Consider the following 20,610-nt stretch of genomic DNA (forward strand, 5'->3'; position numbering starts at 1 on the left):
GCCTTAGCGGGTCTTCGCGGCCGCCACGGGGGCGGCCGGGTCGTGGGGCGGCGCCACCGCGGTCGCCGCGGGTGGCGGGGCACTGGCGGGCGGCGGAGGCGGGTTCAGCCTCACGTGCTGGTTGCGGACGCTCTGGAGCAGGTCGCTGTCATACCAGCGCCCGTCGAGCAGGACGAGCGTGGCGTCGGTCTGGATCGGCTTGTCGAGGATCGTGTAGGTGATCTTGACGTGCGCGGTGCCGCCAGTGTTCTCGAGTGTATCGATGCTCACCGAGTCGAAACTCTTGTCGAGCGAGAGCCCGTACACGTTGAACAGGTTCTTGAAGCCCAGCCACATCGTGGAATAAGCGGCCATGGACTGGTTGAAGTCCATGGTGTGCAGGGCTTCCGGCGTACTGAGCCGTGCCTTGCGCGCGGTGTCCACCAGGATCGAGATCGCCTGCTTCGCCTTGGCCTGGTCGCCCCAGCCCACGGTTTGCGCCCACGGTGCGATGACGTTCACGGCCTCGCGCAGTTGCCGCTTCTGCGGGATGGTGAGGTCGGTGGCCTGGTCGATGGCGGTGAGCGCCATCGACTGCGCCACGCCGGTGAGCAGCGGCATCTGGTCCTTGTATTCCTTGTCGAAGCGAACCAGGGCCGGGCGCAGGTCGGCATAGAGTTTTTTCTCGGCATCGGGCTCGGTAAGCCTTTTTACGCCGTTCTCGAACTTCGCGCGGTCATCGTCGTTGACCGGTTCGGCGGCGACGTTGCGGCGTGGCCAGTCCGCCTTGAGCGCGGCGAAGTCGGCCGGGGGCAGGGCGTGCTGCCAGAACATGTCGAACTTGCCTTCGCGGATCAGTTCGAGCGAATCGCGCATCGCGTCCTCGGGCGAACCGCCGCCGGGCGTGCCGGGTGCTTCCTTGTGCCGGTTGCAGCCGGCGAACAGCGCCAGTACCAACACCAGCACCCAGGCCGTGGGGTGAAAGCGCTTCATGGCTGCGTCGTCCATACGTCGGGGGATGGCGAGGTTACGAGGGGCGCGGCCGGGCGGCAAGTGGCGTCACATAAAGAAAAACCCCGGAGACGAATCGTCTCACGGGGTTATCCGGCCCGAAGCCGGTAAGGGAAATGGCCTTGCCTGCTTTGCTTTCGGCACCGCAGGTTTCGGCGAGGCACATGATAGTTGCCTGACATTGCTAAAGCAATACGTCAGGAAACTATGCCTAAATGATTGATTTAATTGACTCGCAGCGCGTCGATCTTTTTCTGGCGGCGCTCTTCGCGAGGCAGAGTGTAGTCGTTATCGAACAGCGCGGGTTCCCAGCTGCCGTAAGTCGCGTTCGGCAGGACGAACCAGCGCTCGCCGATCCAGGCCGCATAGGGCGCCATGGCCTTGGCGCGGCCCTCGGCGGTATTGCCGTAGACGTTCGCGAAATCGCCGATCTGGTCGCCGAACTGCATCAGCACGCGATACTTGCCGGCGATCAGCTGGCGGCGGCAACCCTTCTCGGAGCCGGCCTGCTCGCAGCCTTCGACGAACGTGCCCAGGCCAAGGAACGACTGCTTGCCCGCCACCGGGAAGCCGGCCTTGCGCAGGTTGTCGAGCGTGGCGTCGTTGAGGTCCTTCGCACGGTTGGAGATGTACAGCACCTCGATGCCGTGGGCTGCCGCGAACTGCGTGAAGGCCACGGCGCCTGCCATCGGCTTCGCCTTTTCTTCCTGGCACCACGCGGCCCACTCGGCCTCGTTGTACTCGCCGCCTGAGCGGATCAGGCGCGCCTGGTAGGGCGAGTTGTCCAGCGCGGTTTCATCCACGTCGAGGACCACGGCGGGCTTCAGGCCCTTGAGGGACGGATGCGCGGCGCGGTCATCCTTGGCGAGGGCATCCCACGTCGGGTCAGCCTTCGCTTTGAGAAGTTTCTCCTGCGCGTTGCGGAACGCCTGGATGTAGATGAAGTCGTGCTCGTTCGACGTCTGCGACCACAGCACCGCGTTCAGGTTGTCGTCGGCGGCCGGGCCTTTCGCGGCGGGCGCCGGCGCGGCCGTGGCGGCGGCTTCGGGTGCGGGCGTCGTGGCGGACGGTGCGTGCGGCGCCGATGCGCAACCGGCGAGGACGAGGGCGGCCGCAAGCGCGGCCGGGGCGAACTTCATCATGGGATCCCCTGAAAGTCGGGCGCCAATGCCCGAGGGCCGGCGATTGTGGCGGCAGTTTACGACAGGGTGACGACGGCGGCACGCCTATGGCGCGCGCCCCCCGTGTCCTGACAGACTGCGCCCTCATCCACGACGAGCCTGCCATGGACGCCGAAACCCGAACCCGCGCCGTGCGCATCGCCAGCTATGTCCTCGCTGGCGTCGCCCTCCTGCTGGTGATGTTCCTGCGCCTGCTGCCGGCCCTGCTTGCCGGGTTGCTGGTTTACGAGGTGGTGCTCTCCGTGGCGCCGCTGATGGGCCGCCGGCTGTCGGGCGAGCGCGCGCGGATCCTGGCCGTCGCCCTCGTGGGCGTGATCGTGGTCGGCCTGCTGACCCTGCTTATCCTGGGTGCGATCAGCTTCTTCCGCACCGAGATCGGCAACCCGGCCGACCTGTGGCAGAACAAGCTCATGCCGATGGTCGAGCGCGCACGCCAGCAGTTGCCTCCCACCGTGGTCGGCATGCTGCCGGAGAGCGTGGATGCGCTGAGGGTCACGGCGCTCGACTGGGTGCGCTCGCACGCGGTGACCCTGCAGCTGGCGGGCAAGGAAGCGGCGCGCGTGTTCGTCCACATCGTGCTCGGCCTGGTCCTCGGCGCGTTCGTCGCGCTCAGCCGTGCGCGGCCCACGCACCAGATCGGCCCGTTCGCCGCGGAACTCGGCCTGCGCTGCGCGCGGCTCGCCGATGCGTTCCACAACATCGTGTTCGCCCAGATCAAGATCTCCCTGGTCAACACCGCGTTCACGGCCATTTTCCTGGTCGTGGTGCTTCCGCTGTTCGGCCAGCACCTGCCGCTGACGAAGACGCTGATCGTCATCACCTTCATCGTCGGCCTGTTGCCGGTCATCGGCAACCTGCTGTCGAACACGGCTATCACGATCGTCGGCCTGTCCGTCGGCCTCTACGTGGGCCTGGGCGCACTCGCCTTCCTCATCCTCATCCACAAGCTGGAATATTTCCTCAACGCGCGCATCGTCGGCGGCCAGATCCGGGCCCGGGCGTGGGAGCTGCTGGTGGCCATGCTGGTGTTCGAAGCGGCCTTCGGCTTGCCTGGGCTGGTTGCAGCACCCATCTTCTACGCCTACATCAAGGCTGAACTGGAAGCCGAGCGCTTGATCTAGCGTTCATCGCCCGGCTGCTGGAATCCGCCCCACGCTCGCAAGGAGTTTCAGCATGGTTCGCGTCCCCGGGGATTCCCGCGCCATTCGCCTGGCCACTTATGTCCTCGCCGCGCTCGCGCTGTGGGGCGTGCTCATGCTGCACCTGATCTCGGCCCTGCTGGCCGGCTTGCTGGTGTACGAGGTCGTGGAGGCCATGACCCCGCTGATCCGCCGGGCGATCCCGGGCGAACGGGCGCGCCTGATCGCCGTCGCCGTGGTCGCGGTGGTGATCGTGGGCGTCATCGTCCTGCTGGTGGTGTCGGGGCTTAGCTTCTACCGCCACGACCTGGGCGATCCCCAGCAATTGTGGGACGAGAAGCTGCTGCCGTTGCTCGACAAGGCGCATGAGCAACTGCCGGTGTGGATCACCGGGAACCTTCCCGACAGCTTCGCGGATTTCCGTTCGCAGGGCATGGGCTGGGCACATGAACACTCGGGCGACCTGCGCCTGATGGGCACGACGGCCGCGCGGGTGTTCGCGCATATCCTGATCGGCCTGGTGCTGGGCGCCATCGTGGCCGTGTCGCATGGCAGCGGTGGCCGGCCGTCGCGGCCGCTCGCTTACGAGTTGTCCGTGCGGGCCACGCGCCTCGCGGAGGCGTTCCACAACATCATCTTCGCCCAGCTGAAGATCTCGGCCATCAACACCTCGCTGGCGGCCGTGTTCCTGCTCATCGCGTTGCCCATCATGGGTATCCACGTCCCACTGGCGAAGACGCTGGTGATCGTGACCTTCGTGGTCGGCCTGCTACCCGTGGTCGGCAACCTGATCTCGAACACGCTGGTGACGATCGCCGCGCTCTCGGTCAGCCTGTGGGTCGGCGTCGCCGCGCTGGGCTTCCTCGTGGTCGTGCACAAGCTCGAGTACTTCCTCAACGCGCGCATCGTCGGCGGGCAGATCCGCGCGCGCACGTGGGAGCTGCTGGTGGCGATGCTGGTGTTCGAGGCCGCGTTCGGCATCGGCGGCCTGGTGGCCGGGCCGATCTACTACGCGTACCTGAAGAGCGAGCTCGAGGCGGAAAACCTGATCTGAGCCGCAGCTGCTGTCGTGGGAGCGCGCTTGCGCGCGATGGGTTTTGCCGCACCTGCCATCGCGCGCAAGCGCGCTCCCACAAAACAGTGGCTCAGCCGTTGCCCGCCAGCATCGCCCGGATGCGGGCCATGTGCGACTCCGCGGTTTCCTTCTTCACTTCGGCATCGGCTTCCGGGTCCTGCCCATCCCAGTGCAGGTCGTCGTCCGGCAATTCTTCGAGGAAGCGGCTTGGATCGTTGTTCAGCACCTCGCCGTATTTGCGCGAGCGCGCGGAGAACGACAGCGTCAGCATTTCCTTGGCGCGGGTGATGCCCACGTACATCAGTCGCCGCTCTTCATCCAGGCGGCCCTCGTCGATCGCGCCTTCATGGGGCAGGGTTCCGTCTTCGCAGCCCACGATGAAGACGAAGCGGAATTCCAGGCCCTTCGCCGAATGCAGGGTCATCATGCGCAGCGCATTACCGGGGTCGTCGCGATCGGCATGGCTCAGCAGCGCAAGCTGCTGCGCGATGTCGCCCGTGCGGCCGCCATCACGGCCCATCGCGCGGAACCAGTCGATGAGCTCGCGCAGGTTGCCCATGCGGCGCTCGCGCAACACCTCATCCGTCGTGCTCGCCGCCACGTGCGCGCCGTAACCGGTCTTCTCGATCACCGTGGTGACGAGGTCGGCGGCACTTTCGTGGACGGCATGGCTGCGCAGCTCGTCCATCAGGCGGGCGAAACCGGCCAGGGCGGAAGCCGGCCGCGGAGCGATGTTCTTCAGCGCGCTGTCGCTGCGCGCGGCATCCAGCAGCGAGGCGTTGCGCGCCTGTGCCATCTCGCCCAGCTTTTCCAGTGAGGTCGCGCCAATCTCGCGCTTCGGCGTGTTGACGATGCGCAGGAAGGCCGCATCGTCCGTGGGGTTCGTGAGCAGGCGCAGGTAGCTCAGGATGTCCTTCACTTCCGCGCGGTCGAGGAACGAGAGCGCACCGCTCAGGTGGTATGGCACGCGCGCCAGACGCAGCGCCTTCTCGATGGGCCGTGCCTGGAAGTTGCCGCGATACAGGATGCAGAAATCGTCCCAGCGGCAACCCTTGTCCTTGTAGCGCTCATGCAGGCTCGAGGCGATGGCAGCGATCTTCTCCGCCTCGTGGTCGTTATCCTTGCACTCGATGACGCGGATGGGCGGACCTTCGATATGGTCGCTCCACAGCCGCTTCTCGTGCACGTGCGGGTTGTTCGCGATGAGCTTGTTGGCGGCGCGAAGGATGCGCTTGGCGCAGCGGTAGTTCTGTTCGAGCTTGATGACCTGCAGGTGCGGGTAATCGCGGCCGAGCTGGTCGATGTTCTCGGGGTTCGCACCACGCCAGGCGTAGATGCTCTGGTCGTCGTCACCCACGCAGGTGAATCTCGCCTTGGGTCCGGCGATGGCTTTCAGCAGGCGGTACTGCGCGTCGTTGGTGTCCTGGTATTCGTCGACCAGCAGGTAGCGCAGGCGCTCCTGCCAGATGGCACGCGCTTCGTCATCGCTCTCCAGGATGGTGAGCGGCAGGCGGATCAGGTCGTCGAAATCCACCGCGTTGAACGCGGCCAGGCGCTGCTGGTACAGGTCGTAGATGGTCGCGGCTTCCATCTCGCGCGCGGTGCGCGCCGCGGCCATGGCTTCGTCCGGGGTGAGGCCGGCGTTCTTCGCCTTGCCTACCAGATTGCGGATGCCCTGGATCACCTCGGGCTTCACGCCCTTGGGCGAGAGCTCCTTGATCATGTTGGCGCTGTCGTCCGCGTCCAGCACGGAGAAGCCGCGGCGCAGTTTCGCGCGCGCGTGCTCGATCTGCAGGAACTTCAGCCCCAGCGCATGGAAGGTGCAGACGGTGAGGGCGCGCGCCGACTCATCCGAGATGAGCTTGCCCACGCGCTCACGCATCTCCTTCGCCGCCTTGTTGGTGAAGGTGATCGCGGCGATCTTCTCCGCCGCCAGGTGGCGCCGGGAGATGAGGTGGGAGATCTTCTCCGTGATGACGCGGGTCTTGCCGGAACCGGCGCCAGCGAGCACGAGGAGGGGGCCGTCGCAGTACTCGACAGCCGCGTGTTGTTGCGGATTCAGCATCGGGATCGGCCCGGGCGGGCAGGCGAACGGACGAGGAGGCGATGGTAGCAGGACCGCCGCCCAGCCGCCCGGCCCGGGCGACCGGAAAGGCCCGGGGACGTGCCGGATTCGCTAAAATGCCCGGTCGAGACCAGGAAAGCGCATGGCCAAGCTGTATTTCTATTATTCGGCGATGAACGCCGGCAAGACCACGACCCTGCTGCAGAGCGCCCATAACTACCACGAGCGCGGCATGCGGACGCTGATCCTCACCCCGGCGCTGGATAACCGGTACGGGGAGGGCATCGTGGCCTCGCGGATCGGCCTGCAGGCCCGCGCCATGCGCTTCGCGGGCGAGGAAGACATCTTCGCCATCGTGGAGAAGGACATCGCCCAGCGCGGTACCCTGAACTGCGTGCTGGTCGACGAGGCCCAGTTCCTCTCGAAAAACCAGGTCTGGCAGCTCACCGACGTGGTCGATCGCCTGGGCATCCCGGTGCTGGCCTATGGCCTGCGCACCGATTTCCGGGGCGAGCTGTTCGAGGGCAGCAAGTACCTGCTGGCCTGGGCGGATAACCTCGACGAGATCAAGACCATCTGCCACTCGGGCAAGAAGGCCACCATGGTCGTGCGCGTGGATGAACACGGCCGCGCCGTGACCCAGGGGCCGCAGGTTGAGATCGGCGGCAACGACCGCTATGTCTCCGTGAGCCGTGCGGAATTCAAGAGCATCACCGCGGGCGATGGCCGTATTGAGCTGCAGCAGCCTGTGCTGCCGCTTGGCGAAAGCGAACCCACTGAAGGACACGACGCGTGACCGAGACGACGAACACCGCCGCCGAATGGCCGCGCCCTTACTGGCAGCCCAGCGATGAGCAGGGTGTGCTGCTGTTCTTCGTGTTTGGCGGTTTCGCCGAGGACGTCGCCATCCCCGCCATGAAATACGGCAGCCCGGGCCTCCCTGAAGGCATCGAGATGCAGCGCATGCAGAACAGCGTGCTGGCGCGATGGGAGGGCTACCCGCTCGCCGGCGCGCTGGGCGAACTCCTTGCCGAGGACAACCCCGAGGCGTTCAAGGCCGCGAAGGATGCACCGCACGTCATGGTGATCCGTGGCCGCTTCCCGGATCGGGAAGACCTTGGCTACCTGCGTGACACGCTGGGCGTGGTCGCCGCGCTCACGGATGTCGGTGGCAAGGTCGTCGTCGATCCCCAAATCCTTTCCCTGTTCAGTGCCGATGCCTGGCGCGACCACTACCTGATCCAGGGCGGCGCGCCGACCCGGCATCACGTGCTTATCCTCTGCAGCCCGGAAGAAACGAAGGGCCGCTCGTGGATTCGTACGCGTGGCATGCGCAAGTTTGGCCGGCCCGACTTCAGCTTCACCAACGTGCCGGACAACGAGATCGACCGCGTCGGCGCGCTGGCGGAAAGCCTCGTCGATCTTGGCGCGCTCGGCGCTCGCTTCCAGGATGGCCAGGCCGTCGAAGTCGCGGGCCTCCCCGTCGATCTCACCGTGGCACTGCACGGCGACGAGAACGACCCCCGCTTCAACAACTCCCACGCCGAGATGCGCTGGCCGCGCTAGTCGTCGTTGTGGGAGCGCGCTTGCGCGCGATGGGGCTTGCGGCAAACCCATCGCGCCCAAGGGCGCTCCCACAATTAACGGGCGGTCGCGAACGCTACCTGCAGCACGCCCTTCGCGAAACCGCTGGCGGATGAACTCACCTTGAGGTGTTCATCCTCCTGCGCGGCGCGGAGGTCGTGTACCAGCGCGCGTTCACCGTCCAGATCGTGTTTCACCGTGATGATGGTTCGCGCCGAATCGTGCGTCGCCGCTTCGGCCAGTTCGATGCGGGTGCCGGCCCGTACATCACGCACCACCGCCGAGCGCAGGCGATCGGGCGGGCAGCGGTCGCCCGCATATTCCTCCAGCATCACCGTCCGCCGCGCACCCGCCGCCACCGCGCAGATGCGTTCGCCCTTGCCCGCGGGTTCGTCGAAGAACTCGATCACACCGGCGTTCAACGCGGCGACCACGCTTGCCGCCTGTCCGGCTTCCACGAAATCCACCGCCACGTAGTTCGGCTTGCGGCCCGCCGCTGGGCGGCAATGATCGTCGATGCGTGACCGCAGCGCGTCGTAGCTGTTGTCTGCAGCGCTGTGATTGCCAAGCGGCGCACCATGGAAGTGGTTCATCACGAAGAGGCGCGGCCACTCGCGCGGGCCCCACGTGGATCCGTTGGAAAGACCGGGTGACTCCCAGCGGCTGGTGCAGGAGGCATCGTGCTCGAAGATGGTCCGGCCGAGCTCCCAGTGGTTCTCCGAGGTGTAGGTGCGGTCATGCAGGACATGCGCGGGTCCTCCCACGGTTGGCAGGGCACCCGCGTTATCCCGTTGCTGCGTGAAGATGACCAGCCGCTGGCCCGCGTCTGCCATCTCGCGCGGCGTGGGCCAGCGCTCACGCGTCCACTGTTCCGGCGAGAACGAGAGGCGAGCTGCCTCTGGCGCCAGCGACAGTTCCGCGGCCAGCGCGGCGCGGCTCGTGTAGTCCTCGAGGTGAAGCGTGACGATGGCCTGCGGCACCTGCCGCATGAAGGGCAGGACATGCTTGTTCAGTGCATCGGCGAGCGTTGGTTCGGTGCCAAGGCAGCCGCCATGGCACAGGCGCACGCGTCCATTGCTCTCGTGGATATCCAGCATCAGGCCGCGCACGCCCCTCTGGAGTTGCGCGCCGAGGGAAAGCGTCTGGCTCGGAACGAGCGTGTTCGCGAAGGCGTTATGGGCCGTCAGCCAGGTGTATTCGTTGAATGGCCGATCTAGCGTGGTCTGTGCGTGCGCTGCGGGCACGGCAGCCGCGGCGAGCGCCGCCAGCATGAGCTTCTTCATACGCATCCTTGCGTGGGTGGGGAGGGGCTAGCCTACGGAGGCGTGCGCGCTTCACGCTATCGGGCGAAGGACGACATCAATGTAGGAATTCACCTCTGGCAAGACGGGCACCAGAACGACGCGCGCTGCCCGAGCGTAACGACGCGAACAGGCGTCCCGCACACCTTGCACGGCTCGCCGGCGCGGCCATACACGAACAGCTCCTGGAAGAAATAGCCGGGTGCGCCATCGGGCGCCAGGAAGTCACGCAGCGTGGTGCCGCCGCGGGTGATCGCGTACGCAAGGATCCGTTTGATCTCCGCGGCGAGGCGGACATAGCGTTCGTACGAGACCTTCCCCGCCGCGCGCCGTGGATCGATGCCCGCAGCGAACAAGGCTTCGCTGGCATAGATGTTTCCCACGCCGACGACCACCGCGTTATCCATGATGAAGGTCTTCACCGCGGCACTGCGGCCGCGCGAAAGCTCGAACAAACGCTCGCCGTCGAACGCGTCCGTCAGCGGCTCCGGGCCGATCCCTTCGAGCAGCTCGTGGGTCTCGCCGGGGTTCTGCCAGAGCAGGGCGCCGAAGCGACGCGGATCGGTGAAGCGCAGGACCTTGCCGGTATCAAACGCGATATCGACGTGGTCGTGCTTCGCGATCGGCGTGTCGGCGGGAAGCACGCGCAGCATGCCCGACATGCCCAGGTGCAGCAGCGCGGTGCCCGCGCTGGTTTCCAGCAACAGGTATTTCGCCCGGCGGTCGACACTCTCCACGACCTGGCCGGGCAGCAGCGACGACACCTCGGCCGGTATCGGCCAGCGCAGGTCCGGGCGGCGCAGGATCACGCCCGTGACGCGGCGCCCCTCGATATGCGGGGCGATGCCGCGGCGGGTGGTTTCGACTTCGGGTAATTCGGGCATGGCCGGAATATTGGGCGAAATGGGAGGAAGGGCAAGACACCACGCGCACTTCCTTGTGGGAGCGCGCTTGCGCGCGATGGGTGCTCGCGGCACCACCCATCGCGTGCAAGCACGCTCCCACAGCGTTTTGCCCACAGCACCTAGAGCATCGGCTTCGTAGGCAGGGCCTGGGTGCGGGGTGGGCGGGGCATGGCCTGGGCGGGGATGAGCGCGATGCGGTCGCCGATGCGGGCGTAGCGCTGGCGGCCCAGGGCTGAAAGGTCGCCGTATTCGATGCGGGTGCCGTCGAGGGTCAGGACCGCGAGCGGCGGGGCCAGTCCGATGTTGGCCGGTGCGAAGTCGGCCGCCGGCTTCCACTCGGCTACGGGCGTGGAAGCCAGCGCGGCGAGGTCGGCTGGCCGGCCCTGGTCCGTGCCACTCCAGTGGTCCCCCTCTCGGTCGAAGCGCTGGGGAGGAAGGCCCTTCATGGTGATGTCGACGTGCTGCACGGTCGAAGGGTCGAGCGGCGTCAGCGTGTGGGCAAGCACATCGGCATCGTCGGAGTGCATCTGCCATGCCACGGCGCCGACCAGCGCGAGCAGCACCACGACCCCGATGATCCGCGCATGCATCCTCAGCGCCTCCGGCGGCGCCAGGCGATGAATCCGCCGCACGCGATCAGCAGCACGGGCAGCGCGACAAGGAAGCCGAACGTCAGCGCATTCAGGCCGTCCTGCGACACCGTGATGACCCGGTCAGGTGCCCCGCGAGCTGGCAGGTCCACGAGCACGTCATCGCCGAGCAACCAGTTGAAGATGCGTTCGCCGAGCGCGCGATTGCCGCCGTTGCCGACGTACGTGTTCGACAGGAAATCGCCGTCGCCGATGATCACCGCGCGCTGCTCGCTTTTCTCCGGGCTGGGTGAGAGCCGGTTCAGCGCGAAGCCGAAATCCAGTGGGCCCTTCAGCTCACCGGTTTCGGGGTGGAAGGCGATCGTCGATGGCTTGTCATTGTCGATGCCGCCGAAAGCGGTCCAGCTGCGATCGCTCGAGCGCAGGAACGGCACGACGGCCCAGTCATGGTCGGAAACCTGCGCGAGCGCCGAAGCCTGCGGGAACAGGGTCGTATCGCGGAACGCGCGGGTGATCGCGTGGAACGGATAGTCCGACGCCACGATGATCCGTGGGTCCTTCACATTGAGCGTGCTGCCCTGGCCATCGACGAGTACGCCCGGCAGCACGCGCACGCCCAGTACATCGGCGAGTGCGCCCGTGCCGAAATCGGCATTGCCTGGCTCGGTGAGCCACAGCAGGTTGCCACCACCGTGCACGTAATCCACCAGCGCACCGACGGCCTGCGGGGTAAGTGCCGCCGAGGGGCTCGCCAGCACGACCAGGTCGGTGTGTTCGGGCACGCCCTGCGTCTGCCCGAAGTTGAGCGGCACGGCGCGCATGCCGCGGCGCTCCATCTGCTGCATGAAGGTGCCCAGGTCGGCGTTGGCGACACCGTCAGCCTGGCGTTCGCCATCGCCGGTGACGAACGCGACGATGCGTTCGCCCCCGCGGGCGAGGCGCTCAAGTGCATTCGACAGGTTGCGCTCGTTGATCGGGCTCTCGACGCGCTCTTCGCGCCCCTTGTAACGGACGAGCAGCGCGCCGTTGCCGCTGATGCCGAGCTGGCGCGACGCCGCAGGATCGAGGTCCGGATCGACGAAGGACAGCTTCAGGTCGTGCTTCTCCCGGCTGTAGCGCTCGATCACCGCCGCGGTCTGCTCGCGCAGCGGGCCGGTCGGCGACAGGTAACCGACGACATCCACCGTGCCGGGCAGCTTCGACAGCACGGCGACGCTTTCCGGCGCGAGGCTGGCGCGCGCGCCGCGGGTCCAGTCGGCCGTCCAAACGTGGCGCGAACTCAGGAAGCCGAGGCATCCGGTCGCGATGAAAAGCCCGATGACGACGAGCCAGCGATCAAGGCGGCGCATTACTGACGCTCCCGGTCGGTGCCGAGGCGGCGGATGGCGAGGGTGAGCGACAGCGCGATGGCGAGGACGAACCAGAGCACGTCGACCGAGGTCACCAGCCCGCGCAGCAGGTTCTGCAGGTGGGTGGCCATCGTGAGCCAGTCGAGGAAGCCGCCACTGATGCCGGCGGCCTGCGCGCCACGGTCGATAGTCCACAGCGCGAGCGTGATGATGAGCGCCATCGCCGCGGCAATGGCAGGAAACGCGGTGGCAGCCGAGCAGGCCAGGCCGATCGCCGCCAGCGTCGCCAGCACCAGGGCCGTGCCCAGCGTCGCCGCGGCCAGCTTGCCCCAGTCGGCGCTCCCGCTGGCGCCGACGATCAGTGGCATCGCGAGCGTGGCGGCGAGCCACAGGCCAAGCCATGCGAGGACCGCGAGGTATTTGCCGATCACGATGCGCCAGGCAGGCAGGCCCGTGGACGCGAGTAGGGCCAGCGTGCCGGTGCGGCGCTCGCCGGCGATCAGCGACATCGTCATCAGCGGCACGACCAGGAAGGAGAGCTTGACCAGTTCGGCCAGCAGGGGGATGGCTACGAGATCGGTGAACCCGGGCGCGTCGGCGACCGCGGCCAGCTTGACCTGCATGCCGAGGAACTGGCCGAGCCCAAGCACGAAGGTCCAGGCGAGCCACGCGATCGTCAGCGCCGCCAGCGCCCAGGCGAGCGGGCGAACGGCCAGGCGGCGTAGTTCCAGGCGCGTGACGGCGGCGAGGCTCATGCGGCCGCTCCGGTGGCGATCGAGAAGAAGGTGGATTCGAGCGCCTTCCCACCTTCCGCGCCGCCCAGGGGCGCGTCGTGGCGGAGCGTCCCCTCATGCAGGATCGCGACGCGATCGCAGACGGCGACCACCTCGGCCAGCACATGGGTGGAAAGGATCACGGCGCTGCCGGCGGCGGCGCGTTCGCGGATCAGCTTGCGCAGTTCACCGACCTGGACAGGATCCAGGGCGTTGGCGGGTTCGTCGAGGATGAGCAGGGCCGGTTCGTGGACCAGGGCACAGGCCAGGCCCAGTCGCTGTCGCTGGCCCTGCGATAGCACGCCTGCCAGGCGGCGCCGAAGCTCGCCCAGCTGGAGGCGCTCGATAATCGCGCTGGCGGCGGCGCGGGCCGCGGTCCGCGCGGCGCCGCGGAGCGCCGCGAACGCCTGCAGGTGCTCTTCCACCGTGAGTTCGGGCCAGAGCGGCGCGCTTTCCGGCAGCCAGCCGATCAGCTGGCGGGCGATCGTCGGCTGCGCCACGAAATCGCGCCCGTCGAGCCGGATGGAGCCCGTATCAGGCTTCAGCGCCCCGGCGAGCATCTGCAGGGTGGTCGACTTACCGGCGCCATTGACGCCCAGAAGCCCCAACACTTCACCGCGGTTCAGTGAAAAGCTCACGTCGCTCACGGCGGCGCGTCCCGCCCGGCGCCGGGAAACGCCGGCGACATTCAGCAAACCGGTATCGATCATGCGACTAAATCGCCCATCGTCGCGCAACGCGCGGGATCCTGCGGGCAACGCGCCCGGCGGTCTTCACATGGCTGAACAGGGCGGGTCGCGGTCATCCGGCGATTGTGCGGAAAGCGCCGCATTTCCCACAACCATGGGCTTCACATTTTGCCGCGTTCCGTGCTGGTGGGTACGGGGTCGCCCATATAGACTGCACAACTGTACATCCCCTTCACTACCCAAGCGGTAACGACTCGATGTTCGACACGGTGCTCGACTTCCTGGCCAACGGCCTCACCCGCGCTTCGTGGGGCGAGATCGTGGTCTACATGCTCGTGGTCACCCAGCTCACCATCTTCACGGTGACGCTGTACTACCACCGCAGCGCCACCCATCGCGGCGTCGATTTCCACTGGACGCTCAACGGTTTCTTCCGCTTCTGGGGCTGGCTCGCCACCGGCATGGTCGTCAAGGAATGGGTCGCCATCCACCGCAAGCACCACGCCAAGGTCGAGACCGAGGAAGATCCGCACAGCCCGCAGATCTTCGGTATCAAGAAGGTCTTCCTGGACGGCGTGTCGCTCTACCGTGAGGCCAGCTACAACAAGGCCGACATGGAGAAGTACGGCCGCGGCACCCCGGATGACTGGTTCGAGCGCCACCTGTTCGGCAAGCACCCGTACTGGGGCCCCGTGCTCATGGCGGTCATCGATTTCTCGCTGTTCGGCGTGATCGGCATGGCGCTGTGGGCCGTGCAGATGCTGTGGATCCCGTTCTGGGCCGCCGGCTTCGTCAATGGCATCGGCCACTGGTGGGGTTACCGCAACTTCGAGAGCAGCGACACGGCCACGAACATCTCGCCGTGGGGCTTCTGGATCGGCGGTGAAGAGCTGCACAACAACCACCACGCGTTCCCGAGCTCGGCGAAGTTCGCCCTGCGCAAGTGGGAGTTCGATATCGGCTGGGCGGCGATCTGCACGCTGCGTGTGTTCCGTCTCGCCAAGGTGCTCCGCGTGGCCCCCACGCTGAACATCCGCCCGAACGTACACCTGCCGGATGCCGAGACGCTGAAGGGTGTGCTCACCCTGCGCTTCCAGGCGACCACGGACTACTACCGCAACGTCATTCTCCCGACGATGCGCGAGGAAGTGGAGCAGGCCGGCGATCGCATGAAGGCCGTGCCGCGTCGCCTGCGCCGTGCGCTGGCCGATGGTGGCCGCTGGCTCGACAACGATGCCCGCGAGCGCATGCACGCCGCCCTGGCCAACCGCCCGGCGCTGCAGACGGTGTGCGATTTCCGCGCCCGGCTCGTCGCCCTGATGGAAGAGCGTGGTGCCGACAAGGCGCTCAGCGCGCTCCAGCAGTGGATCCACGAAGCCGAGGAAAGCGGCATCCGCTCGCTCCAGCAGTTCGCGCAGCGCTTGAAGGGTTACTCCGCCGTCGGCGCGTAAGCCCTCCACATTGCAGCGTAAAAAAGCCCGCCATTGGCGGGCTTTTTTATTGCTCTTGCGGGAGCAAAAAAAACCCGCCTTTCGGCGGGTTTTTCTCAAGATCAATTACTTGATCTTGCCTTCCTTGTATTCCACGTGCTTCCGGATGACGGGATCGTACTTCTTGATCAGCATCTTTTCCGGCGTGTTCTTCTTGTTCTTATCCGTGGTGTAGAAGTGCCCGGTACCCGCAGAGGAGATCAGGCGAATCTTATCGCGCTTGCCAGCCATTGTCGGACTCCTTAGATCTTCTCGCCACGGGCACGGAGGTCGGCCAGCACGGCTTCGATGCCGTTCTTGTCGATGGTGCGCAGGGCGTGGTTAGAAACGCGCAGCTTGACCCAACGGTTCTCGCTGGCGACCCAGAAGCGGCGCTCGTGCAGGTTCGGCAACCAGCGGCGACGGGTCTTGTTGTTCGCATGCGAGACGTTGTTACCGGTCTGCACACCCTTATTGGTGACTTGGCATCTACGGGCCATGTGGGCCTCCTTATAGATTCGGTTTGACCACCCTTTGGCCAGGGAGGCAACGGCCCAGCGACACGGCCCGTGGATACAGGGGCGCCACGCGATGGCTGGAGGTGGAGCATTCCCGCCAGTTCGAGGCCCACATCGCGTGATGGGCCTGCCCGACAAAGCGGGTTGGCATAGGGGAGCCGGGCATTCTCCCAGATGATGGACCCTTCACGCAAGCAGGATGTGCGCTTGCCCGGGTTGTGTGAAACAATCCCGGCTTTCGCGCCGCTGGCGTGAATCCCCAACCCACGCCGCTTATTTTCGAGGAACAGACCATGGCAGAGTTCAACGCCAACGGCCAGGCCGGCCAGCCCCAGCTCGTGCTGCAGAAGATCTACGTGAAGGACGCTTCGTTCGAAGCCCCGAACGCGCCGCAGATCTTCCAGGAAATGGGCGAGACCGAGGCCCAGCCGCAGGTCCAGCTGAACCTGGGCCACAAGGCCGTCGACCTCGGCAACGACCTGTTCGAAGTCGTCCTGTCGCTCACGCTCACCTGCGCCCTGGGCGAGCGCACCGCGTACCTGGCCGAAGTGCACCAGGCCGGCATCTTCGGCATCGCCGGTTTCACCGACGAAGACCGTGACGGCATCCTGGGCTCGTACTGCCCGAACCTGCTCTTCCCGTACGGCCGCCAGATGGTCTCGGCCATGGTCCAGGAAGGCGGCTTCCCGCCGTTCCTCCTCCAGCCGATCAACTTCGATGCCCTGTACGCCGAGCAGCAGCGCCAGCAGGTCGAAGGCGCCGGTACCCATACGCTCAACAGCTAAGCCGTGAGCGCGCCTTCCCGACCCACCGTCGCCGTCCTCGGCGCCGGGTCCTGGGGCACCGCACTGGCCGCCCTGCTGGCGCGTAACGACGTCCCCACGCGCCTGTGGGGGCGTGACGCCGCCGCCCTGGCCGAGATGGCCTCGGCGCGGCGCAACCTGCGCTACCTGCCGGACCTGGATCTCCCGCCGGAGCTCGCCTACGAGGCCGACCTAGCCACCGCCGTGCGCGGCGCGGGCATCGTGCTGATCGTGGTGCCGAGCCATGCGTTCGCCTCCGTGCTGGACGAGATCATCCCGATGCTCGACCCGGGTGCCCGGATTTCCTGGGCCACCAAGGGCTTTGAGACCGGTACCGGCCGCTTCCTGCACGAGCTGGTGAACGAAAAGCTGCCGGGCCACCCGGCCGCGGTCGTCACCGGTCCGTCGTTCGCCCGTGAGGTGACCGCCGGCCTGCCCAGCGCGGTGACCGTGCACGCCACCGACGAAGCGTTCGGCAAGGAGCTGGCCGTCCTGCTCCATGCGCCGAACTTCCGTGCCTACACCGGCAACGACATCCTCGGTGCCGAGCTGGGCGGCGCGATGAAGAACGTGCTGGCCGTCGCCACCGGCGTGGCCGATGGCATGGAGCTGGGCCTGAACGCCCGCGCGGGGCTCATTACCCGCGGCATGAACGAGATGCTCCGGCTCGGCGTCGCCCTCGGTGCCCGTGCCGAGACCCTGATGGGCCTGGCGGGCCTGGGCGACCTGGTGCTCACCTGCACCGGCGACCTGTCGCGCAACCGCCGGCTGGGCCTGGCCCTGGGCAAGGGCACCAGCCTGCAGGATGCCGTGCGCCAGATCGGCCAGGTGGTCGAGAGCGTGGTCACCGCCGACGAGGTGGACCGCCTGGCCGCCAAGCACGGCCTGGACCTGCCGATTTCGGCGGCTGTCCGCGACGTGCTGCATGGCAAAGTCACCCCGGAAGAGGGCGTGCGCAGGCTGATGGGCCGCGAGCAGAAGGCCGAATACCCGGTCGACCTGTTCGCCAGCCGTCGCTCGTAGGCCCCCGCCGACCGCCCGGTTCGCTGAACCGGGCCGGTCCCGGGTAAAAAGTCCTACGGGCACGTCACCGTGCCTTTGCTAAGCTTCCTGTTTTGGTCGCGCAGGCGAGACCGACACGGATGCATCAACCGGACGAAAAGCGCAGGCGAACCGAACCGGCGGGTGAGCTCCCCGTGGCGTGGCAACGCGCGCTGGGCGGCATCGCGCCCAAGGCGCCCACGGCAGAGCGCACCGTGCTGGGCTTCTTCCTCGAGGGCGTGAACGACGACCACGAGCCGGCCGCGCGGCTGGATGTCGCCCCTGTCCTGCTGACCCAGGGCGAAGACGGCCGTTTCTCGCGCCCGTTGCCGCTGGATAGCCGGCACCTGCCGGAGTCCGCTCTCAATATCGATGAGAAACGTCTTGCCGCCACTGTCCTCGGCCTGCCGCAGACGTTGCGCAAGAGCCGCAGCTACGCGCGGTTCGCCGGCCCGCTGGGTGACCAGCTGCTTGCCGAGGTCCTGGATTCCGCCCCGTGCTTCTTCGGTGGCGTGGCCGGCCTGCGTCTCTCGCGCGGCGCGCCGCACGCCCTGCGCTGGCGCTGGAGCGTTGAAAAGGATGGCGGCCAGAAGCTGCTCCCCGACGTGCCCGCCAGCCAGCGGCTGTTCCGCGTGGGCACGCTGTGGTTCCTCGACGCCGAGCACGCCGAGGTAGGCCCGCTCGAAAGCGATGCCGCCGAGAGCGCGTGGCTCGATCTGCCGCCGTTGCCGCCGGAAAGCACCGCCACCTTTGCTTCTGGCCTGGGCGAAGCGGGCCTGGGCGAGCGCATCCCCTCGCCGCAGGTCTTCGCCGAGATGCGCCGGGCGGAGGTGTCGCCGCGCCCCGTGCTGACCCTGCACGCGCTGACCCGGCACGCCCGCCTTGCCGCCGGTACTCCGCCGCTGGCGTATGGCCGCCTGTCGTTCGATTACGCCGGTGAGCGCCTGCCCGGCCGCGGTGGCGAGCCGCTGGTTCGCCGCGTGCGCAATGGCGTGCTGCTCGAGATCACGCGCCGCCGCGCCGAAGAACTCGCCAGCATGGAAACGCTGGAAACCGCGGGACTCAATCCGGCGGTGGATACCGAGGGTTTGCCCTGGGACATGGCCGACACGCTGCCTGACGATGCGTGGCTATTCCCCGGCAAGGGCTACGCCGGCGCACTCGAAGTGAACACGCCCGCGCGCTGGCTGGCGCTGCGGCCGAAGCTCGAGGCCGATGGCTTCATGCTCGATTACGCCCCCAGCTTCCCGTTTGAAGTGCTCGAAGGCCCGGTGCACTGGTACGGCCAGGCCCGCGAAGACGACGCCGATCGCGCGTTCGACCTGGAAATCGGCATCGAGGTGGAAGGCAAGCGCGTGAACCTGCTGCCCGCCGTGGCGCAGGCGCTCGCGGAGCACCAGCTCAGCCTCAGCCCCATGCCGGGTGAAGCGGAAGATTCCGTGTGGTACGCGCCGGTCGACGATCGCCGCCGCGTGCCCGTGCGCCTGAAGGAACTGCGCGACCTGCTCGCACCGCTTGCCGAATATCTCGAGAAGCCGCGCCAGCAGTTGCACCTGCCACGCGTGCAGGCCGGCCGTCTCGAAGAGATCGTACAGGCGCTGCCCAGCGGTGGTTCGTTCGAAGCCCCGGAGCGCCTGCGTGGTTTCACCAAGCGCCTGCGCGAAGCCGCGGAGCGCGCGAGCGATGCGGTGCCCGAAGGCCTGCAAGCCGAACTGCGTGGCTACCAGCGCGATGGCCTGCGCTGGATGAACGCGCTGGCCGAAGCCGGTACCGGTGGCGTGCTCGCCGACGACATGGGCCTCGGCAAGACGCTGCAGCTGATCACGCACCTGCTGGCGCTGAAGGAAAGCGGGCAGCTCGATGCGCCAGCGCTCGTCGTGGTGCCGACCAGCCTCGTGCCGAACTGGGTGTCGGAAGTCGCGCGTTTCGCGCCGAGCCTGCGCCTGCTCGCGCTGCATGGTCCGCAGCGTGCGGAGACGTTTACCCGCATGGCGGAGAACGACGTCATCCTCACCACCTACGCACTGATGCCGCGTGATGTGGAGGCGCTGAAGAAGCAGCCGTTCTCGCTGGTCGTGCTCGATGAAGCGCAGCAGGTGAAGAACCCGCGCACGCAGGCACGCCGCGCGCTGCTGGCGCTGAAGATCCCGCGTTGCCTGTGCCTTACCGGCACGCCGCTCGAGAATCACCTTGGCGAGTTGTGGTCGCAGATCGACCTTGCTGTTCCGGGGTTGCTTGGTGACGAAGGCGCGTTCCGTCGCCATTACCGCGCACCGATCGAAAAGCACCAGGACACGGATGTGCAGGAGCGCCTGAACCGGCGCATCGCACCGTTCATCCTGCGCCGTACGAAAGCCCAGGTGGCGTCCGAACTGCCGGCGAAGACCGAGATCACCCGCCGCGTTGTCATGGAGCCGCGCCAGCGCGATCTGTATGAAAGCCTGCGCCTGTCGCTCGCGGAAGAGTTGCGCGAGGTCATCGCGCAGCGCGGTATCGCGCACAGCGGCATCGTCGTGCTCGATGCGCTGCTGAAGCTGCGCCAGGTCTGCTGCGATCCGCGCCTGGTGAAGCTCGAAGCCGCGCGCGGCGTGCGCGAATCGGCGAAGTTCGAATTGCTGATGGACATGCTGCCCGCACTGCTCGCCGAAGGCCGGCGCGTACTGCTCTTCAGCCAGTTCACCGAGATGCTCAAGCTCATCGCGAACGAGCTGGACCGCCGCCGCCTGAGCTACGTCACGCTCACCGGTGAAACCCGCGATCGCGCCGAACCGGTGCAGCGCTTCCAGGATGGCGAAGTGCCGCTGTTCCTGCTGTCGCTGAAAGCTGGTGGCGTCGGCCTCAACCTCACCAGCGCCGATACGGTCATCCACTACGATCCGTGGTGGAACCCCGCGGCGGAAGCGCAGGCCAGCGACCGTGCGCATCGCATCGGGCAGGACAAGCCGGTGTTTGTCTACCGCCTGATCACGGCGGGGACGGTCGAGGAGCGCATCGAGGAGTTGAAGGCCCGCAAGGCCGAACTCGCCGATGCGGTGCTCGAAGGTGGCGGCAGCCGTGAGCGCCTGAGCTTCGACGAAAGCGACCTGGACGCGCTGCTCGCTCCGGCGAACTGATCGAGCAATCGAGTTCATTGCCGGG

At 67.1% G+C, this 20,610-nt stretch carries 19 protein-coding genes; 8 read left to right on the top strand and 11 right to left on the bottom strand.

The annotated features are described in order from the left end of the window. Positions 1–3 precede the first annotated feature (3 nt). Positions 4–972 carry a hypothetical protein gene (locus ACZ6YI_RS14210; protein WP_465779238.1) on the bottom strand — a complete coding sequence of 323 codons (969 nt, stop codon included), beginning with the start codon at positions 970–972 and terminating at the stop codon, positions 4–6. Positions 973–1,214: 242 nt separating this feature from the next. Beyond that, the gene (locus ACZ6YI_RS14215; RefSeq protein ID WP_465779239.1) at positions 1,215–2,132 is read right to left on the bottom strand and encodes a 5'-nucleotidase, lipoprotein e(P4) family; all 918 of its coding nucleotides are present in this window, start codon (positions 2,130–2,132) and stop codon (positions 1,215–1,217) included. 143 nt (positions 2,133–2,275) lie between these two features. Here ACZ6YI_RS14215 and ACZ6YI_RS14220 point away from each other — a divergent pair, with 143 nt between their 5' ends. Together ACZ6YI_RS14220 and ACZ6YI_RS14225 are read left to right on the top strand one after the other, a co-directional pair. Beyond that, the gene (locus ACZ6YI_RS14220; RefSeq protein ID WP_465779240.1) at positions 2,276–3,292 is read left to right on the top strand and encodes an AI-2E family transporter; all 1,017 of its coding nucleotides are present in this window, start codon (positions 2,276–2,278) and stop codon (positions 3,290–3,292) included. 52 nt (positions 3,293–3,344) lie between these two features. Continuing rightward, positions 3,345–4,364: an AI-2E family transporter gene (locus ACZ6YI_RS14225; RefSeq protein ID WP_465779241.1), complete on the top strand. Its 1,020-nt coding sequence runs from the start codon at positions 3,345–3,347 to the stop codon at positions 4,362–4,364. 91 nt (positions 4,365–4,455) lie between these two features. Here ACZ6YI_RS14225 and ACZ6YI_RS14230 read toward each other — a convergent pair whose 3' ends face one another. Continuing rightward, the gene (locus ACZ6YI_RS14230; protein WP_465779242.1) at positions 4,456–6,450 is read right to left on the bottom strand and encodes a UvrD-helicase domain-containing protein; all 1,995 of its coding nucleotides are present in this window, start codon (positions 6,448–6,450) and stop codon (positions 4,456–4,458) included. A 142-nt stretch (positions 6,451–6,592) separates the two neighbouring features. On the opposite strand from ACZ6YI_RS14230, the gene ACZ6YI_RS14235 reads away from it, so the two are divergent. Then, complete coding sequence (locus ACZ6YI_RS14235) at positions 6,593–7,246, top strand: thymidine kinase (RefSeq protein ID WP_440328108.1); 654 nt, start codon at positions 6,593–6,595, stop codon at positions 7,244–7,246. Next, positions 7,243–8,016: a hypothetical protein gene (locus ACZ6YI_RS14240; RefSeq protein WP_465779243.1), complete on the top strand. Its 774-nt coding sequence runs from the start codon at positions 7,243–7,245 to the stop codon at positions 8,014–8,016. Before ACZ6YI_RS14235 ends, ACZ6YI_RS14240 begins: the two co-directional genes overlap by 4 nt. 74 nt (positions 8,017–8,090) lie before the next feature. Here ACZ6YI_RS14240 and ACZ6YI_RS14245 read toward each other — a convergent pair whose 3' ends face one another. The 6 genes from ACZ6YI_RS14245 to ACZ6YI_RS14270 form a co-directional block, all read right to left on the bottom strand. Further along, positions 8,091–9,317, bottom strand: coding sequence for a PI-PLC domain-containing protein (locus tag ACZ6YI_RS14245; RefSeq protein WP_465779244.1), 1,227 nt, complete (start codon positions 9,315–9,317; stop codon positions 8,091–8,093). 89 nt (positions 9,318–9,406) lie between these two features. Beyond that, complete coding sequence (gene mutM / locus ACZ6YI_RS14250; protein ID WP_465779245.1) at positions 9,407–10,219, bottom strand: bifunctional DNA-formamidopyrimidine glycosylase/DNA-(apurinic or apyrimidinic site) lyase; 813 nt, start codon at positions 10,217–10,219, stop codon at positions 9,407–9,409. A gap of 140 nt (positions 10,220–10,359) precedes the next feature. Next, positions 10,360–10,830, bottom strand: coding sequence for a hypothetical protein (locus ACZ6YI_RS14255; RefSeq protein ID WP_465779246.1), 471 nt, complete (start codon positions 10,828–10,830; stop codon positions 10,360–10,362). A 2-nt stretch (positions 10,831–10,832) separates the two neighbouring features. Continuing rightward, positions 10,833–12,179: a GldG family protein gene (locus tag ACZ6YI_RS14260; protein WP_465779247.1), complete on the bottom strand. Its 1,347-nt coding sequence runs from the start codon at positions 12,177–12,179 to the stop codon at positions 10,833–10,835. Continuing rightward, positions 12,179–12,934 carry an ABC transporter permease gene (locus tag ACZ6YI_RS14265; protein WP_440327347.1) on the bottom strand — a complete coding sequence of 252 codons (756 nt, stop codon included), beginning with the start codon at positions 12,932–12,934 and terminating at the stop codon, positions 12,179–12,181. Before ACZ6YI_RS14265 ends, ACZ6YI_RS14260 begins: the two co-directional genes overlap by 1 nt. Beyond that, positions 12,931–13,662, bottom strand: coding sequence for an ABC transporter ATP-binding protein (locus ACZ6YI_RS14270; RefSeq protein WP_465779248.1), 732 nt, complete (start codon positions 13,660–13,662; stop codon positions 12,931–12,933). The genes ACZ6YI_RS14265 and ACZ6YI_RS14270 overlap by 4 nt, the downstream gene beginning before the upstream one ends. A gap of 236 nt (positions 13,663–13,898) precedes the next feature. On the opposite strand from ACZ6YI_RS14270, the gene ACZ6YI_RS14275 reads away from it, so the two are divergent. Beyond that, entirely contained in the window at positions 13,899–15,092 is a 1,194-nt protein-coding gene (locus ACZ6YI_RS14275) for a DesA family fatty acid desaturase (protein ID WP_465779249.1), read from the top strand. Between the two features lie 105 nt (positions 15,093–15,197). Here ACZ6YI_RS14275 and rpmG read toward each other — a convergent pair whose 3' ends face one another. Continuing rightward, on the bottom strand, positions 15,198–15,362 hold the full coding sequence (gene rpmG / locus ACZ6YI_RS14280; protein ID WP_045829048.1) for a 50S ribosomal protein L33: 165 nt from the start codon (positions 15,360–15,362) through the stop codon (positions 15,198–15,200). 11 nt (positions 15,363–15,373) lie between these two features. Continuing rightward, positions 15,374–15,610 carry a 50S ribosomal protein L28 gene (gene rpmB / locus ACZ6YI_RS14285; RefSeq protein WP_216156715.1) on the bottom strand — a complete coding sequence of 79 codons (237 nt, stop codon included), beginning with the start codon at positions 15,608–15,610 and terminating at the stop codon, positions 15,374–15,376. Between the two features lie 311 nt (positions 15,611–15,921). On the opposite strand from rpmB, the gene secB reads away from it, so the two are divergent. The 3 genes from secB to ACZ6YI_RS14300 all read left to right on the top strand — a co-directional run bounded on the left by secB (position 15,922) and on the right by ACZ6YI_RS14300 (position 20,585). Then, the gene (gene secB / locus ACZ6YI_RS14290) at positions 15,922–16,413 is read left to right on the top strand and encodes a protein-export chaperone SecB (RefSeq protein ID WP_440327341.1); all 492 of its coding nucleotides are present in this window, start codon (positions 15,922–15,924) and stop codon (positions 16,411–16,413) included. 3 nt (positions 16,414–16,416) lie between these two features. Further along, on the top strand, positions 16,417–17,454 hold the full coding sequence (locus tag ACZ6YI_RS14295; RefSeq protein WP_440327339.1) for an NAD(P)H-dependent glycerol-3-phosphate dehydrogenase: 1,038 nt from the start codon (positions 16,417–16,419) through the stop codon (positions 17,452–17,454). Positions 17,455–17,573: 119 nt separating this feature from the next. Beyond that, a complete protein-coding gene (locus ACZ6YI_RS14300) occupies positions 17,574–20,585 on the top strand; it encodes a DEAD/DEAH box helicase (RefSeq protein WP_465779250.1) in 3,012 nt (1,003 codons plus the stop codon). The last annotated feature ends 25 nt before the right edge of the window (positions 20,586–20,610 follow it).

The organism is Luteibacter sp. NPDC104163, from assembly GCF_055584245.1.

Coding starts and splice junctions, on each gene's coding strand:
- ACZ6YI_RS14225 (WP_465779241.1), top strand. CDS start 3,345: ATGGTTCGCGTCCCCGGGGATTCCCGCGCCATTCGCCTGGCCACTTAT.
- ACZ6YI_RS14235 (WP_440328108.1), top strand. CDS start 6,593: ATGGCCAAGCTGTATTTCTATTATTCGGCGATGAACGCCGGCAAGACC.
- ACZ6YI_RS14215 (WP_465779239.1), bottom strand. CDS start 2,132: ATGATGAAGTTCGCCCCGGCCGCGCTTGCGGCCGCCCTCGTCCTCGCC.
- secB (WP_440327341.1), top strand. CDS start 15,922: ATGGCAGAGTTCAACGCCAACGGCCAGGCCGGCCAGCCCCAGCTCGTG.
- ACZ6YI_RS14230 (WP_465779242.1), bottom strand. CDS start 6,450: ATGCTGAATCCGCAACAACACGCGGCTGTCGAGTACTGCGACGGCCCC.
- rpmG (WP_045829048.1), bottom strand. CDS start 15,362: ATGGCTGGCAAGCGCGATAAGATTCGCCTGATCTCCTCTGCGGGTACC.
- ACZ6YI_RS14245 (WP_465779244.1), bottom strand. CDS start 9,317: ATGAAGAAGCTCATGCTGGCGGCGCTCGCCGCGGCTGCCGTGCCCGCA.
- ACZ6YI_RS14265 (WP_440327347.1), bottom strand. CDS start 12,934: ATGAGCCTCGCCGCCGTCACGCGCCTGGAACTACGCCGCCTGGCCGTT.
- ACZ6YI_RS14260 (WP_465779247.1), bottom strand. CDS start 12,179: ATGCGCCGCCTTGATCGCTGGCTCGTCGTCATCGGGCTTTTCATCGCG.
- ACZ6YI_RS14220 (WP_465779240.1), top strand. CDS start 2,276: ATGGACGCCGAAACCCGAACCCGCGCCGTGCGCATCGCCAGCTATGTC.
- rpmB (WP_216156715.1), bottom strand. CDS start 15,610: ATGGCCCGTAGATGCCAAGTCACCAATAAGGGTGTGCAGACCGGTAAC.
- ACZ6YI_RS14255 (WP_465779246.1), bottom strand. CDS start 10,830: ATGCATGCGCGGATCATCGGGGTCGTGGTGCTGCTCGCGCTGGTCGGC.
- ACZ6YI_RS14300 (WP_465779250.1), top strand. CDS start 17,574: ATGCATCAACCGGACGAAAAGCGCAGGCGAACCGAACCGGCGGGTGAG.
- ACZ6YI_RS14270 (WP_465779248.1), bottom strand. CDS start 13,662: ATGATCGATACCGGTTTGCTGAATGTCGCCGGCGTTTCCCGGCGCCGG.
- ACZ6YI_RS14275 (WP_465779249.1), top strand. CDS start 13,899: ATGTTCGACACGGTGCTCGACTTCCTGGCCAACGGCCTCACCCGCGCT.
- mutM (WP_465779245.1), bottom strand. CDS start 10,219: ATGCCCGAATTACCCGAAGTCGAAACCACCCGCCGCGGCATCGCCCCG.
- ACZ6YI_RS14210 (WP_465779238.1), bottom strand. CDS start 972: ATGAAGCGCTTTCACCCCACGGCCTGGGTGCTGGTGTTGGTACTGGCG.